General features: G+C 66.9%; 14 protein-coding genes. 4 read left to right on the forward strand and 10 right to left on the reverse strand.

Annotation, left to right across the window (positions count from 1 at the left end):
* Positions 1 to 26: 26 nt before the first annotated feature.
* Complete coding sequence (locus tag G6N13_RS03000; protein ID WP_163694747.1) at positions 27 to 947, forward strand: phosphotransferase; 921 nt, start codon at positions 27 to 29, stop codon at positions 945 to 947.
* Positions 948 to 963: 16 nt separating this feature from the next.
* Positions 964 to 3,420 carry a GcvT family protein gene (locus tag G6N13_RS03005; RefSeq protein WP_163694748.1) on the forward strand — a complete coding sequence of 819 codons (2,457 nt, stop codon included), beginning with the start codon at positions 964 to 966 and terminating at the stop codon, positions 3,418 to 3,420.
* A gap of 191 nt (positions 3,421 to 3,611) precedes the next feature.
* On the opposite strand, the gene G6N13_RS03010 is transcribed toward G6N13_RS03005, so the two are convergent.
* From G6N13_RS03010 to glmS, 3 genes are read right to left on the reverse strand one after another with little or no spacing between them, the layout of a single operon-like run.
* Positions 3,612 to 4,991 carry a glutamate decarboxylase gene (locus G6N13_RS03010; RefSeq protein ID WP_163694749.1) on the reverse strand — a complete coding sequence of 460 codons (1,380 nt, stop codon included), beginning with the start codon at positions 4,989 to 4,991 and terminating at the stop codon, positions 3,612 to 3,614.
* Between the two features lie 11 nt (positions 4,992 to 5,002).
* Entirely contained in the window at positions 5,003 to 6,424 is a 1,422-nt protein-coding gene (locus G6N13_RS03015) for an NAD(P)H-hydrate dehydratase (RefSeq protein ID WP_163694750.1), read from the reverse strand.
* Between the two features lie 23 nt (positions 6,425 to 6,447).
* On the reverse strand, positions 6,448 to 8,316 hold the full coding sequence (glmS, locus tag G6N13_RS03020; RefSeq protein ID WP_163694751.1) for a glutamine--fructose-6-phosphate transaminase (isomerizing): 1,869 nt from the start codon (positions 8,314 to 8,316) through the stop codon (positions 6,448 to 6,450).
* Positions 8,317 to 8,370: 54 nt separating this feature from the next.
* Between glmS and G6N13_RS03025 the strand changes: the two genes are divergently transcribed.
* On the forward strand, positions 8,371 to 9,222 hold the full coding sequence (locus tag G6N13_RS03025; protein WP_163694752.1) for a dienelactone hydrolase family protein: 852 nt from the start codon (positions 8,371 to 8,373) through the stop codon (positions 9,220 to 9,222).
* A gap of 43 nt (positions 9,223 to 9,265) precedes the next feature.
* Positions 9,266 to 10,306 carry an LLM class F420-dependent oxidoreductase gene (locus tag G6N13_RS03030; RefSeq protein WP_163694753.1) on the forward strand — a complete coding sequence of 347 codons (1,041 nt, stop codon included), beginning with the start codon at positions 9,266 to 9,268 and terminating at the stop codon, positions 10,304 to 10,306.
* A 90-nt stretch (positions 10,307 to 10,396) separates the two neighbouring features.
* On the opposite strand, the gene G6N13_RS03035 is transcribed toward G6N13_RS03030, so the two are convergent.
* The 7 genes from G6N13_RS03035 to G6N13_RS03065 form a co-directional block, all read right to left on the reverse strand.
* Positions 10,397 to 11,683, reverse strand: coding sequence for a hypothetical protein (locus tag G6N13_RS03035; RefSeq protein WP_163694754.1), 1,287 nt, complete (start codon positions 11,681 to 11,683; stop codon positions 10,397 to 10,399).
* Positions 11,680 to 11,961 (reverse strand): type VII secretion target, encoded by a 282-nt coding sequence (locus G6N13_RS03040; protein WP_163694755.1) that lies wholly within the window; start codon positions 11,959 to 11,961, stop codon positions 11,680 to 11,682. Before G6N13_RS03040 ends, G6N13_RS03035 begins: the two co-directional genes overlap by 4 nt.
* A gap of 50 nt (positions 11,962 to 12,011) precedes the next feature.
* A complete protein-coding gene (gene glmM / locus G6N13_RS03045) occupies positions 12,012 to 13,349 on the reverse strand; it encodes a phosphoglucosamine mutase (protein WP_163694756.1) in 1,338 nt (445 codons plus the stop codon).
* A 266-nt stretch (positions 13,350 to 13,615) separates the two neighbouring features.
* Positions 13,616 to 14,080, reverse strand: coding sequence for a 30S ribosomal protein S9 (gene rpsI / locus G6N13_RS03050; protein WP_163701622.1), 465 nt, complete (start codon positions 14,078 to 14,080; stop codon positions 13,616 to 13,618).
* A gap of 38 nt (positions 14,081 to 14,118) precedes the next feature.
* Positions 14,119 to 14,562, reverse strand: coding sequence for a 50S ribosomal protein L13 (gene rplM / locus G6N13_RS03055; protein ID WP_163694757.1), 444 nt, complete (start codon positions 14,560 to 14,562; stop codon positions 14,119 to 14,121).
* Between the two features lie 471 nt (positions 14,563 to 15,033).
* Positions 15,034 to 15,327, reverse strand: a complete 294-nt coding sequence (locus tag G6N13_RS03060; protein ID WP_163694758.1) for a WXG100 family type VII secretion target — start codon at positions 15,325 to 15,327, stop codon at positions 15,034 to 15,036.
* A gap of 15 nt (positions 15,328 to 15,342) precedes the next feature.
* A complete protein-coding gene (locus G6N13_RS03065; RefSeq protein ID WP_235678024.1) occupies positions 15,343 to 15,621 on the reverse strand; it encodes a WXG100 family type VII secretion target in 279 nt (92 codons plus the stop codon).
* Positions 15,622 to 15,623: the final 2 nt, after the last annotated feature.

A 15,623-nucleotide genomic window follows, 5' to 3' on the forward strand; every position in this document is an offset into this window, starting at 1 on the left:
TGCCCTTTCCGGCGGAGGATATTGGTATGCCGTTCCTGTCTGATCCGGAACTGGATGCATTGCTGGACCAACTCCCGGTACTGGCCGGACAACCACGCCAGCTGGAGGAACTCTCCGGCGGCCTGACCAACCGAAACATCAAGGTCACCACGCCCAGGGCGATCTACGTCGCGCGGTGCAGTGTCAACAGCACCGGACTCCTCGGCATCGACCGCGACAACGAGTACGTCAACAGCAGGGCCGCCGAGCAGGCCGGTGTCGGCGCGCCGGTGATCGACTACCGCCCCGATCTGGGCGTTCTCCTGGTGGGCTTCCTCGAAGGCACCACATTGACCAACGCCGATATGCAACGCCCCGATGTGCTGGCACGGGTAGCCGCCGGTTGTCGGGCACTGCATGCCGGCCCACGCTTCCGCGACCGGTTCAATATGTTCGAGCGCCAGCCCGCCTATCTGAAGGTGGTGCAGGAGCGCGGCTTCCGGATACCGACCGACTACCTGTACTACACCCGCGAATTCCAGGCAGTGAGAAGGATTCTCGGGCCCGCGGAGCACACCACCGTGCCGTGCAACAACGATCTACTGGCAGGCAACTTCGTCGACGACGGCGAGAAGGTCTGGCTTATCGACTACGAATACTCCGGCAACAACGACCCCTGTTTCGAGCTGGGCAATATCTGGGCCGAATGCGGGCTGTCCACCGATCAGCTCGACGAACTGGTCACGCTGTACTACGGTCGCCGGCAACGGCACAAAACAGCGCGGGCGCGCCTGCAGGGAATAGTCGGCAAGTACGGCTGGACGCTGTGGGGATGTATCCAGAATGGTTCCAGCACCTTGGATTTCGACTTCTGGGAATGGGCGATGGAGCGCTACGAGTCCGCCGTCGCCGAATTCCGTGGGCCCGACTTCCCCCACCTGCTCGCCGACGCGCAAGCATCCGACTGACGATCGATAGGAATCCATGCCCACGCAAGAGTTGCCCGGCCGCGCCCAGATCGTCATCATCGGTGGCGGCGTTATCGGCACCAGCGTCGCCTATCACCTCACCAAGCTCGGCCGGGCCGACGTCGTGCTGATCGAGCAGGGTCAACTCTCGTGCGGAACGACCTGGCACGCCGCCGGTCTGGTGGGGCAGTTGCGCGCTTCGGAGAGCGGCACCCGGCTGGTGCAGTACTCGACGCAGCTCTACGCGCAACTGGAGGCCGAGACAGGGTTGAGCGCCGGGTACAAGAAGTGCGGCGGCGTGACCGTGGCGCGCACCGAGGATCGGATGACGCAGCTGCGCCGCACCGCGGCCAATGCGGCGGCTTATCAACTCGACTGCGAACTGCTCAGCCCCGACGAGGCTTACGAGCACTACCCGGTGATGCGGACCGACGATCTGGTCGGCGCCATCTGGCTGCCGGCCGACGGCAAGGCGAATCCGACGGACCTGACGATGGCACTGGCCAAGGGTGCGCGGCAGCGCGGCGCCACGGTGTTCGAACACGTCCGGGTGCTCGATGTGCTCACCGACGGGGGACGAGCGACCGGCGTGCGCACCGACGCCGGCGATATCGAGGCCGAGATCGTGGTCAATTGCGCGGGGCAATGGGCCAAGGCGATCGGTGCGATGGCCGGAGTCAATGTGCCGCTGTACTCCGCCGAACACTTCTACGTCGTCACCGAAACGATCGCCGGTGTGCACCCCGACCTGCCGATCCTGCGCGATCCCGACGGCTACACCTACTTCAAGGAGGAGGTCGGCGGGCTGGTCATCGGCGGCTTCGAGCCGGAGGCCAAACCGTGGGTGGCACCGGACAAGATCCCCTACCCGTTCGAGTTCCAGCTCCTCGAAGAGGACTGGGAGCACTTCGAAATCCTGATGGACAACGCTGTGTTGCGGATTCCCGATCTGGAGCACACCGGGTGCAAGAAGCTCTACAACGGGCCCGAGAGTTTCACCCCGGACAACCAGTTCATCCTCGGTGAGGCACCCGAGTGCACCAACTTCTTCGTCGGCGCGGGCTTCAACTCGGTGGGCATCGCCTCGGCGGGCGGGGCCGGGCGCGCACTCGCGGAGTGGATCGTCAACGGCTCCCCCACCACCGATCTCACCAGCGTCGACATCCGCCGCTTCGCACCGTTCAACGGTAACGTGGCCTGGCTGCATGACCGGGTCGCCGAGATTCTCGGCGTACATTACGAGATCCCTTGGCCCAACCGCGAACTGGCGACAGCGCGACCATTCCGGCGTTCACCGGTGCACCACCTGCTGGTCGCAGCAAACGCCAACTTCGGCAGCAGGATGGGCTGGGAGCGAGCCAACTTCTTCGCCCCGCCGGGCAGTAAGCCGGTCATCGAATACTCGTGGGGAAAACAGAACTGGCTGCCGTGGTCGGCCAACGAACAGGTGAACACCCGCACGGCGGTCACGGTCTTCGACCAGACCTCGTTCTCCAAGTATGTGCTCACCGGGCCTGGAGCCGAGGCCGCACTGCAGTGGCTCTGCACCGCCGATGTCGCTGTGCCAGTCGGCAAATCGGTGTATACCGGCCTGCTCAACGAGCGCGGCACCTACGAGTCCGACGTCACCGTCACCCGCACCGGCGCACAGGAATTCCTGATCGTCAGCAGTGCGGCCACCACCGAACGGGACAAGGACCACATCCGCAGAAACCTGCCGGCCGGCGCACACGCCGAGCTGGTGGACGTCACGTCCTCGATGGCGGTGTTCGGCGTTATGGGCCCGAAGTCACGCGAGCTGCTGAGCAGTCTCACCGACGCCGACCTGTCCGACGCCGCGTTCCCCTTCGCCACCAGTGCGCTGATCTCGTTGGGCCATGCAACGGTGCGGGCCACCCGGATCACCTATGTCGGCGAATTAGGTTGGGAAATCTATGTTCCCACTGAACTCGCGGTGGGTGTCTACGAGGACCTACTCTTGGCCGGTGAGCGATTCGGCATCGTGCAGGGCGGCTATTACGCCATCGAGTCGATGCGCCTGGAGAAGGGGTACCGGGCCTTCGGCCGGGAGCTGACCCCGGGCGACAGTCCCGTCGAGGCCGGCCTGCTCTTCGCCTGCAAGCTTTCGTCCGATATCGACTTTCTCGGCCGTGCAGCGGTGGAGAAGGCCAAGGCGCAGGGCCCCTGCCGGCGGCTGGTCAGCTTCGCCGTCGACTCGTCCGAGCCGATGCTGTGGGGCGGCGAGCTGATCCTGCGCGACGGCGCCGTTGCCGGACAGGTCAGTTCGGCGGCGTGGGGTGCCACCACCGGGGCTTGCGTCGGCCTCGGCTACGTGCGCTCCACCGACGACGGGGTTGTCACGCCCGACTGGGTGCGGGCAGGTTCCTACGCTGTCAATGTCGGCGGCGAAACCTACCCGATCACCGTGTCACTCACGGCGATTTACGACCCGGCCAATGAGCGGGTGCGCTAGGGCTCCGACATCTCGGCATGCCTGCGGGACATCGGTATCGACAAAGTCTTTGGCGCAGCACTTCTCAGCTACGACTCCCATGAAGTCATCAACGCCGTGGCCCTGGCGATGCGATCTACACGCACCCGTCGATGACCGAAGCGTTCAATGCGCTGCTCGGCACTGTCCCCGCGCCGAGCAGCTGATGGTGCCTAGTGCGAGAAATGCTCCTGGGTGAAGTACCCGCCGGGCTTGATCGCATCGAGGTGCGTCAGCACGGCATTCAGATCCGCCCATAGCGAGCGGGCCAGATCGGCGGAGAAGCCCTCACGCACCACCACCCGCAGCACCGAAATGTTCTCGGCGCCTTCGGGCATGGTGTAGGCGGGCACCTGCCAACCGTAGGAGCGCAGCGCCGCCGATACATCGAACTCGTTGTATTCGAAGCCGCCTTTGAGCCGGAACGCCACCACCGGGATCGCCGACCCGTCGGAGATCACCTCGAAGTGCTGGCAGCCCTCCAACTGGTCGGACAGCCAGCGCGCCGTCGCCGACAGGCATTGCATCACATGGGTATAGCCGGCGCGGCCGAGTCGCAGGAAGTTGTAGTACTGACCGACCACCTGGTTGCCGGCCTTCGAGAAGTTCAGCGTGAACGTCGGCATGTCACCGCCGAGGTAGTTCACCCGGAACACCAAATCCTCGGGAAGCGCACCGGCGTTGCGCCACACCACGAATCCGATGCCCGGATAGGTCAGCCCATACTTGTGGCCGCTGACGTTGATCGAGGCCACCCGCGGGAGCCGGAAGTCCCACTTGACGTCCGGGTGCAGAAACGGCACCACAAACCCGCCGCTGGCCGCATCGACGTGCACCGGGATATCAAGTCCCTTGTCCTGCTGCAGTTTGTCCAATACCGCACAGATCTCGGCGATCGGTTCCAGTTCGCCGGTGTAGGTGGTGCCGAGGATTCCCACCACACCGATGGTGTCCTCATCGACGTAGTCGAGAACCTGTTCGGCGGTGATGACGTAGCGGTCCTCTGCCATCGGGATGTAACGCGGCTCGACTTCGAAGTAGCGGCAGAACTTCTCCCACACCACCTGCACATTGGAGCCCATCACCAGGTTGGGGGTCCGGCCCTTCCGCTCGTCCCCGACGCGCTCCTTCCAGCGCCACTTCAGGGCCAGCCCGCCGAGCATCACCGCCTCCGATGAACCGATCGTGGACACCCCAACCGCGGTGGCCGCGTCGTCATCGCGCAGGTCCTCGGCATGGAACAGGTCGGCGACCATTGCCACACAACGCGACTCGATGGCCGCGGTAGCCGGGTACTCGTCTTTGTCGATCATGTTCTTGTCGAACGTCTCGGCCATCAGCTTCTCGGCCTCGGGGTCCATCCATGTGGTGACGAATGTCGCGAGGTTGAGCCGGGAGCTGCCGTCGAGCATCAGCTCGTCGTGGATGAACCGGTATGCCGCGGAGGGTTCCATGGCCTCGGCGGGTAGCCGCAGCGACGGGATGGGATCGGTGGACAACCGCCCGGTATAGGCCGGTGCAATCGACGGGGAGCGGTACTTGACGTGGGGCACAGGGGTCCTTTCTACAGTTCTGCGATGGCTTGACGGATGTGGGCGAGGATGCGCGACGCCGATGCGGGCACCGATGTCGGACCGGGATCAGCAGCCGAGACGTTGGCGGCGCGAGCGTGCACGAATGCCGCCGCAGCGGCCGCTTCTGCCGGCGGGAGGCCCGCGGCGAGCAGCGCCCCGATGATTCCGGACAGCACGTCACCGGAACCGGCGGTCGCCGCCCACGACCCGCCGGCTCGATTGAGGTAGACGTGACCAGATGGATCGGCGATGACGGTGACATTGCCCTTCAGCAGCACGGTCGCGCCGAGCGCGTCGGCCAGTCTGCGGGTGGCCGCCACCCGGTCCTCCCCCGGCGGCGAGCCGTTCAAACGGGCGAACTCGCCGGCGTGCGGGGTCAGCACCGTCGGTGCCGTGCGGCCAGCCACCAGCTCCGGTTGAGCGGCCAGCAGCGTCAGGGCGTCGGCGTCGACCACCACCGGCACAGCGCTGCCGAGCGCGAAAGTCAACGCACTAAGAGCCTTTTCGTCAGTGCCGAGCCCGGGTCCGACGACCCAGGCCTGCACCCGTCCGGCCGCGTGCGGGTTCGGGGCGGCCACCACCTCGGGCCAGTGGGACACCACCTCGGCCGCCGCGGAGCCGGCATAGCGCTTCATTCCCGATGTCGCAGCCACCGCGGCCCCGGTGCACAGGATCGCCGCACCGGGATAGGTGGACGAGCCCGCCATGATGCCGGTGACACCCTGGCTGTACTTGTCGTCGTGCACGCCGGGCAGCGGCCAGCGCGCCTTGACGTCAGCGGCCTGCACGCTCAGCAGGTCGGTGTCGGGCAGGTCCAGCCCGATGTCGATGAGTTCGACTCGGCCACAATCAGCCAGGGCATGAACGGGTTTGAGCCCGCCGAAGGTCACGGTCAGCACCGCCCGAACCGCGGGCCCGGCGATTGCACCGGTCTGCACATCGATACCGCTGGGAATGTCGACGGCCACCACCGAAATCCCGGCAGCCTCGACCACGGCAAACACCTCGGCGGCAGCCTCGCGCAGCGGACCCGTGCCGGAGATGCCGACGACGCCGTCGAGCACCAGATCCGCCGATGGCGGCACGGCGGGCGCCAACCGGCCGCCAGCGGAACGAAACGCCGCCAACGCCTTGGCGTGGGTGCGATCGGGGTTCAGCAACACCGCGGACGCCGCCACCCCACGGCGCCGCAAAAAGGTCGCCGCCCACAGCGCGTCGCCGCCGTTGTCACCCGACCCGACGACCGCGCACACGTGGCGCCCGACCAACCCACCGGTGCGATCCCGCAGCTCCGCCGCAACCGCGGTCGCCAATCCATAGGCGGCACGACGCATCAGCACGCCGTCGGGCAGGCTGGCCAACAAGGGCGCCTCGGCGGCGCGGATCGCGTCGGCGGTGTAGTAGTGCCGCATCGGCACCAAGGTTACGTGCCGGTCTATTCGACCGTGACGGACTTGGCCAGGTTGCGCGGCTTGTCGACGTCGTAACCGCGAGCCCGAGCTACCGCCGCGGCGAACACCTGCAGGGGGACCGTCGACAACAACGGCTGGAAAAGCGTTGATACCGCGGGTATTTCGAAGATGTGATCGGCGTACGGGCGCACCGTATCGTCACCCTCCTCCGCGATCACGATCGTGATCGCTCCACGGGCCTGGATCTCGCGGATATTACTCAACAGCTTGGCGTGCAACGTCGCCGCATTCTTGGGCGACGGCATCACCACGATGACGGGCAGTCCGTCCTCGATCAGCGCGATCGGGCCGTGCTTGAGCTCACCGGCGGCGAAACCCTCGGCGTGCATGTACGCCAGTTCCTTGAGCTTGAGCGCACCCTCGAGTGCCACCGGGTAGCCGACGTGACGGCCCAGGAACAACACCGTGGGTGAGGTCGCGAACTGCTGTGCCAGCGCGGTGATGGGTCCCATGTGGTCCAGAGTCCGCGCGACAAGATCCGGCATGGACTCCAGCTCCTGGTACTCCCGCTCGACCTCGTCGGGGTATTTGGTGCCGCGGGCCTGGGCCAGCGCCAGCCCGACGAGGTAGTTGGCGGCGATCTGGGCCAGGAACGTCTTGGTTGCCGCCACCCCGATCTCGGGACCAGCTCGGGTGTACAGGACTGCGTCGGCTTCGCGCGGGATCTGGCTGCCGTTGGTGTTGCAGATCGCCAGCACTTTGGCTTTCTGGCTCTTGGCGTGGCGGACAGCTTCCAAGGTGTCGGCGGTCTCGCCGGACTGGGAGATCGCGATCACCAGGGTGCCGCGATCCAGAACCGGATCGCGGTAACGGAACTCGCTGGCCAGCTCGACCTCTACCGGCAGCCGCGTCCAATGCTCGATCGCGTACTTGGCCAGCAGCCCGGAATGGAACGCGGTGCCGCAGGCGACGATGAAGACCTTGTCGATCTCACGCAGCTCCTGATCGGACAGGCGCTGCTCGTCGAGCACGATGCGGCCGTCGACGAAATGGCCGAGCAGGGTGTCGGCGACCGCCGCCGGCTGCTCGGCGATCTCCTTGAGCATGAAGTACTCGTAGCCGCCCTTTTCGGCGGCGGACAGGTCCCAGTCGATATGAAACTCGCGGGCACTCGCGGTGTCATCGACGCCGTTGAAGTCGGTGATCCGGTAGCCGTCGGCCGTGATGATCACCGCCTGGTCCTGACCCAGCTCGACGGCTTCGCGGGTGAATTCGATGAAGGCCGCGACATCGGAGCCGAGGAACATCTCACCATCGCCGATGCCCACCACGAGGGGGGTGGAGCGCCGGGCAGCGATGATGGTGCCGGGGTCGTCGGCGTGGGTGAAGACCAGCGTGAAGTGCCCTTCCAGGCGGCGCAGGACCGCGAGTACCGAGCCCTCGAAGTCGCCGGCGGTCGGGCCGTGGCCGTACGCGTGCGCGACCAGGTGAACGGCCACTTCGGTATCGGTGTCGCTGGCGAACTCCACACCGTCGGCTTCCAGCTCTTGGCGCAGCGTCGCGAAGTTCTCGATGATGCCATTGTGGACGACGGCGAACGTGCCCGCCGCGTCGCGATGCGGGTGGGCGTTGCGGTCTGTGGGCCGACCGTGGGTGGCCCACCGGGTGTGGCCCATACCCGCGGTGCCGGCGAGTGCGGCGGGATCCGTCTCGGCCAGTGCTTCCTCGAGGTTCGTCAGGCGGCCGGCGCGGCGGCGCACGATAAGGCCGCCCTCACCGTCGAGCAGGGCGATGCCAGACGAGTCGTAACCGCGGTACTCCATCCGCCGTAGCGCATCGACGACAACGCCCTGGGCAGGGCGATGCCCGACGTAGGCCACGATTCCGCACATGGTGTTCCAGGGTAGTGCAGTAGCGCGCGCGACCCGGTGGACTAGGTTCGTGGGGTGGCCCGGACACGGAAGCTCTTCGCGGCACTGACTCGCCGCGGTCGTCATCAGGTTCTGCGCGGTGACCTGGCCTTTGCCGGGCTTCCCGGCATCGTCTACACGCCAGCCGCAGGCTTCAATTTGCCCGGGGTGGCCTTCGGCCACGATTGGCTCACAGACGCCGATCACTACGTCACAACGCTGGAACACCTCGCCTCGTGGGGCATCGTGGCCGCGGCGCCGAACACCGAGCGCGGCCTGGCCCCGTCGGTCCTGAATCTGGCCTTCGATATGGGCACCACCCTCGACATCATCACCGGGGTGCGGCTAGGCCCCGGTGAGATCAGCGTGCATCCCACCAAACTCGGGTTGGTCGGGCATGGGTTGGGCGGTTCGGCCGCGGTGTTCGCCGCGGCAGGTCTGTCCGGGGCGGGTACCGGCGCACCCAAGGCCGTCGCGGCGTTGTTCCCGGCGGTGACCAAACCTCCCGCTGCACAGCCCGCCGCGGCGCTGAAGGTGCCCGGTCTGGTGCTCAGCGCACCCGATGACGCGATCTCGCTGCGCACCGACGCTCAGAACCTGGCCACCGCGTGGACAGGCTCGGTGCTGCGTGTCGTGAGCAAGGCAGAATCCGCCGGATTGGCTGAGAAGCGACGCTTCGCGGGGGCGCTGGGCTTGCCGGGCTCGGATCGGAAGACCCAGAAGACGACGCGCGCGCTGTTGACCGGCTTCCTGCTGTATCACCTCACCGGCGACAAGGACTACCGCGAATTCGCCGACCCCGAGGCGGTGCTGCCCAAGACGGAAGCGCTCGACCCCGAGGCGGTGCCGGTCACGCCAGAGGAACAGATCATCGCTCTGCTCAGGTAGGGCGATCGAGGCCCAACCAACCAGTTGGTGATATAACCTCCTCATGCGTACCGGGATCTTTCTGGACTACTCGGGCGGCTTCCGCGAGGCCGTCGAGCACATCGTGGTGTTGGAGAAGGCCGGGGTGGACATCGCCCTGGTCGCCGAGGCCTACTCCTACGACGCCGTCAGCCAGTTGGGCTACCTGGCGGCAAGAACGTCGACGATCGAGCTGGGGTCCGGCGTCTTCCCCATCTACACCCGGACCCCGACCCTGCTGGCGATGACGGCCGCCGGCCTGGACTTCGTCTCCGACGGCCGCTTTAGTCTCGGCATCGGCACATCGGGCCCGCAGGTGGTGGAGGGCTTCCACGGGGTGCCGTTCGACGCGCCACTGGGCCGCACTCGTGAGGTCGTCGACATCTGCCGACAGGTCTGGCGCCGCGAACGTGTCCAGCACCAGGGCCGCAGCTACCAGATCCCACTGCCGGCCGACCGCGGCACCGGCCTGGGAAAGCCACTGCAACTGATCAATCATCCGGTGCGGGAACGGATTCCGATCACCATCGCCGCATTGGGCCCCAAGAACGTCGAGCTGACCGCCGAGATCGCCGAAGGGTGGCAGCCGGTGTTCTTCTACCCGGAGAAGGCCGACGATGTCTGGGGCGATGCGCTGCGGGCCGGAAAAGCCAAGCGCGACAGCCAACTCGGCGAACTCGATGTGATGGTCGGGGTGTCGCTGGCCATCGGCGACGATGTCGAGGAGCGGCTGAACTGGGCTAAGCCGCATCTGGCGCTCTATATCGGCGGCATGGGCGCCAAGGGCCAGAACTTCTACCACAAGCTGGCAACCCGGTACGGGTACGGCGAAGTGGCCGACCACATCCAGGATCTGTTCCTGTCCGGCCGCAAGGCCGAGGCGATCGCCGCGGTGCCCGACGAATTGGTGCGCAACGTCAACCTGATCGGCCCGCGCGGCTTCGTCAAAGAACGGATCGCTGCCTTCACCGAGGCCGGAGTCACCACGCTGCTGGCCACACCGACTACCACCGACACGGGCGAATACCTCAGGTGGGTCGAGGAATTGCAACAGCTGCTGCCCTGATCACCGGTGGACGCGCAGCGCGTTGCTCGTCAGCCGGGCGCAGCAGACGACGCTGCGACGCGGGCACGACGGGCCGATCGCGCTCGGTGGTCACTGGCCCACCTGGGCTAGTTCATCGGCGGCGATCTCACACGGTGTCTGCTCATCGGGTTGCTCAGCTGCCAGCGGTTCAGCGGCAGGCGGCTCGGGTGGCGGTGGGGCCGGCGCGGTGACAGCCGGGTCGTCGACCGGCTGCGGTTCGTCGGTGACGACGTCCTCGGTGACCGGATTCTCTTCGGGCACTGGGTCTTCGGTGTCAGCTCCGACGACGTCGCCGGTCTCGTCGTTCTCCTCACCCGGTTCGACGGCGCCCTCGAGTTCGGGTCGGTCATCATCGATGGCCGGTTCGGGTATCTCGTCGAACAGCCCGCCCAGCGCATCCGCGATCTGACCCATCAGACCCGACATGCCACCGCTGACATCCGGCACGCCCGGCGCTCCCACGGGTGCGCCAGCGCCGAGTGCCCCCGGCGGCTCCGCGAGCGCTGGAGACGGAAGCGGTTGAGCGGGTAGAGCATCCGGTAGTGGCGGCGATGACACGGGGACGGCTTCCGCGACAGGAGCCGACGCAGCGGCGGCGGGCACAGTTACGGTGGCGGGCTCGGCCGCCGAGTAAACAGGGGTGGACGACGGCACCGACACAGACGGTGCGCCGAGCTGCCCCGGCACCTCGAAATACGTTGCGGGAACGTCATTCAACCGCCGTAATGCATCCTCGTAGGCCCCCGTCACGGACTGCGTCGCCGAGCGCATCGCTGGCAGCCATTCGGTACGGATATCGGCGTCGACGTAGGGCGCGATCTGTTGGGTGACCATGCCGACGGCCTCATCACGTGCCGCTCCCCCGCCCGTCACACCAGCCGCCGCGGCCAGCCATGCCGGCCGCTGCGCGGCGCGCCGGTCGTTGATCGATACCGCCGCATCGACTTTCTCGTCGACGATCCGACCCAGCGTGTCGCGTAAGACCTCGCAGGCATCGGCGGCCGTATGCAACGCACGGGCCACCGCCGCTCCGGCTGTGCAGTGCCGATCGACGAATTCCGATGCTGCCGAAGCGGAATCGCCCTGCCACGCCGACGACAGCACAGCGCTGCCGTCCTGCGCCACACGTAATGCCTCATCGGCGGTGGCCGCGGCGGCCCGCAACAGCGCGCAGTCCGCGTCGAGAGCGCGTAGGTCCAAACCGTCCTCGCCGCCGTACCATTCCAGGATCTGAGCCCCGTGGGCAGTGAGGTCCGGATGCGTGTAACCCACGACATGGCACGCCGACACATAGGTCTGTGTATCGATCGCCGAGGCCCGCCCCGCCGCCAGCCGGGCGGCGACGTCGATAGTCACCGGACCGCCGCACGCAGCTCGGCGTCGCCGTAGCGCTCGGCGGTGACGCGCAGCGCCGCGGCGGTCTCCTCGGCGGCACGCGACCAGTGCGTAACCCCGGCCGCCAGCAGGTCCAACGCCGAGCGCACCGCATCACCGTGGGCGGCATGGACACGCCCGGCGCCGTGGGCGTCGAACTGCAATCGATTCAGGGATGCGCCGCCGAGTAGGCCGGCGACGGTGTCAAAGCGTTGCGCGGCGGCGCGCACTGCCGCGGTGTCCACACGAGTGTTACCCATGACTGGGTATGACGCACCAGCCCGGTGGCTGGTTCCATGTGGCGCGAAGATCAGCCCTCGGCGCTGACAGATTCGGCGATGCGGACCGCGAGCTGCCGGGCGGTGTCCTCGTCGGCGGCCTCCACCATGACCCGCACCATCTGCTCGGTTCCCGAGGGCCGCAAAAGAATTCGGCCGGTGTCCCCGAGTTCGGCCTCGGCGGCACGGACCGCACTCTGCACCGCGGGCGCTTCGGCGACGGTCGCCTTATCGGCCACTGCGACATTGATCAGGACCTGCGGCATGGTCTGCATCGGCGCCGCCAGCTCGGCCAGCGACAGCCGGGTCTGCGCCATGCGCGCCATCAACCGCAGGCCGGTGGCGATCCCGTCACCGGTAGTCCCCAGCGCGGGCATCACGATGTGACCCGACTGCTCACCACCCAACGTGAATTCACCGGCCCGCAATTCCTCCAAGACGTAGCGGTCGCCAACTCCGGTGGTACGCACTGTGATTCCCACCTCGCGCATAGCGATATGCAGACCGAGGTTGCTCATCACGGTGGCCACCAGCGTCTCCGACGCCAACTCACCGGCTTCGCGCATCCCCACCGCCAAAACCACCATGATGGCGTCACCGTCCACAACCTGGCCGGTCGCATCCACCGCCAGGCAGCGGTCGGCGTCACCGTCGTGCGCCAGGCCGATATCGGCCCGGTGGGCTACCACCGCAGCCTGTAACTGCTCCAGATGCGTCGAGCCGCAACCGTCGTTGATGTTCAGTCCGTCGGGTTCGGCATTGATCGCGATCACCCGCGCACCCGCGGCGTAGTAGGCACGCGGCGCGGCTTGGAACGCGGCGCCATGGGCGCAATCGACGACAACCGTCAGCCCGTCCAGCCGGATCGGCGCCGCCGCACGGACGTGGTGCAGGTAGCGCTCCAAAGCGTCGCTCGCATCGACCACGCGGCCGATCTCGGCGCCGATCGGTCGCAGACCGGGCCCCTGCGCGACGAGTTCCTCAATGCGGTCCTCGGTGTCATCGTCGAGCTTGTGTCCGCCGGGGCCGAAGATCTTGATGCCGTTATCGGGCATCGGGTTGTGCGAGGCAGAGATCATCACGCCGAAGTCGGCACCGTAGGCGGCCGTCAGGTGGGCCACCGCCGGGGTGGGCAACACACCGACTCGAAGTGCGTCCACACCCTCGCTCGTGACGCCGGCGATCACCGCCGCCTCGAGCATCTCGCCACTGGCGCGCGGATCACGGCCGATAACCGCCACCCGCCGTCCCGAACTTCTCGTCACAGCAAGCCGCCGAGCCGCGGCCGCCCCCAGCGCCAGACCCAGCTCAGCGGTCAGTTCTCGGTTAGCGACGCCGCGGACACCGTCGGTCCCGAACAGTCGGCCCATGGGGACCAACCTCTCATAACTCCCGGCTCAAGACACAACCGTGGAGGCTAATCGCCGTGTCGCCACAAAACCGGCATCACATCGAGACGCCGGCACAGCACAACGCTGCCCGCACCAGGGCGCGGGCAGCGTGCGCTACGGGGTGTACCGCTCAGCGGCCGACCAGGCCAGCTGCGATGTGACTCAGGCCACAAACGAAACGCCGGGCGTCTCCAGTCGGAACCAGATGACGCCCGGCGAGCCGTTGCGTTGGGATACGCGCCAGATCAGCGCTTGCTGTACTGCGGCGCCTTGCGGGCCTTCTTGAGGCCGTACTTCTTGCGCTCGATGGCACGCGGGTCACGCGTGAGGAAGCCGGCCTTCTTCAGCGCCGGGCGGTCCTCGGGCTGCACCAGGATCAGTGCACGGGCGATCGCGAGGCGAAGCGCGCCGGCCTGACCGGAGGGGCCACCACCGTCGAGGTGGGCGAAGATGTCAAAAGCGTCGACCCGGTCCACGGTCACCAGCGGGGCCTTGATCAGCTGCTGGTGCACCTTGTTCGGGAAGTAGGCCTCCAGGGTGCGGCCGTCCAGGTTGAACTGGCCGGTACCCGGCACCAGCCGGACGCGCACCACAGCCTCCTTGCGTCGGCCGACGGTCTGGATGGGGCGATCGATGATGATCGGGGCACGCGGGGCGGCCTCGACGGCGACCTCTGCTTCGATGACCTCAGTGGCCTCGGGGGTCTCGATGACCTCGACAACCTCAGTCGTGTCTTCTGTCGTTTCGCTCACTGGGCCACCTGCTTGATCTCGAACGGAATCGGCTGCTGCGCGGTGTGCGGATGATCAGGGCCTGCGTAGACCTTGAGCTTCTTCTGCACCTGGCGGCTCAGCTTGTTGTGCGGCAGCATCCCGACGATGGCGTTCTCGACGACGCGATCGGCGTGCTTGGCCAGCTCGTCACCGAGCGCGCGGGCGCGCAGACCACCGGGGAAACCAGAGTGGCGGTAGAGGAACTTCTTGCTGAGCTTGTCGCCGCTGATAGCGACCTTGTCAGCGTTGATGACGATGACGAAATCGCCACCGTCGACATTGGGCGTGAATGTCGGCTTGTGCTTGCCGCGCAGCAGCTTTGCTGCTTCAACGGCGAGCCGGCCGAGCACCACGTCGGTGGCGTCGATGACGTACCACGAACGTGTGGTGTCACCTGCCTTCGGCGTGTACGTAGGCACAGCACTACCTTCTTTTCTTCTCGGGTTTGTCCCGGTGTGACCCGGGTGTCGATCGGGACGCGACGGTGGGGATTGCTCCTCGGCGACCAACACTGACCCGAGAACCCGGCTTACCCCGCGGTGTGAAACCGCGACGTACCGCACGCCGATGTGGCAGCTTACCTGCGACGATACGGGCAGGTCAAAACGCCGTTGCCCGCTCGATCCGACGCCATGCACTGCGTCTGCATGCAGATCGGTGTGACACACCCCCCGACGTTTCCAGCTTGACCAGAGCTTCGCGGCTGAGCAGTCGGGCCAGCGGCGCCGGTTCGCGGTGTTCTGAATGTGCCCATCGGCGATCAACTCCTCGCGCGACCATCGTCTCGACCGCCCCGGCGTCATGGTGGGGGTTGCCATGACGCCGGGGCTGGCTGACTGTGCGGCCCCACGGCTCTCCTCCGCAGGGGCCGCACAGAGTTCGGTGGGCGATCAGCCCCACATTCCGGCAGCGCGACGATCGGCGTCGGCAACGTCGGCCGCTCCGTCGCGCACCGCAGCGCCGAGGCGCACAAGGATGTCGCGCAACGCAGACGCGGCGTGTTGCCAACTCGCCTGCTCGGCTTGGTAGGCAGCCGCGGCATCGGCCGTCCACACCTCCCGCAGCGGCGCGATCTGCCGACTGAGGTCGTCGAGCGCGGCACCGAGCCGGGCCGACGTGCCCTGGATATCGGCGAGCACCGCGGCGTCGATCTCGGCGAAATTGTAGGAAAGGACGGGATCCATACTCGGGCTCCTTGGCTAGAGATCTGCGGTCGCGGCAACGATGCGCTGCGCATGCAGCTGCGCAGCCTCGCGCAATTCGTATTCGTTGTTGCGGATCGTGTCAGCGATCCCGGCCAGCGCATTGGACAGCCTGGTGGACTCGTTGTTCCAGTGCGCGACAACGGTCTTGAACCTGGCGGCCGCCAGGCCGCCCCACACTGTCGGCGGCACCGATTCCATCCGGGTAATGAAGCCCTGCAGCAGAACCCGGATCTCATCGTTGCGGTTATCGGCGGCCGCGGCAGCGGTGCGCATGA

The organism is Mycolicibacterium sarraceniae (assembly GCF_010731875.1).
Taxonomy (GTDB): Bacteria; Actinomycetota; Actinomycetes; order Mycobacteriales; family Mycobacteriaceae; genus Mycobacterium; species Mycobacterium sarraceniae.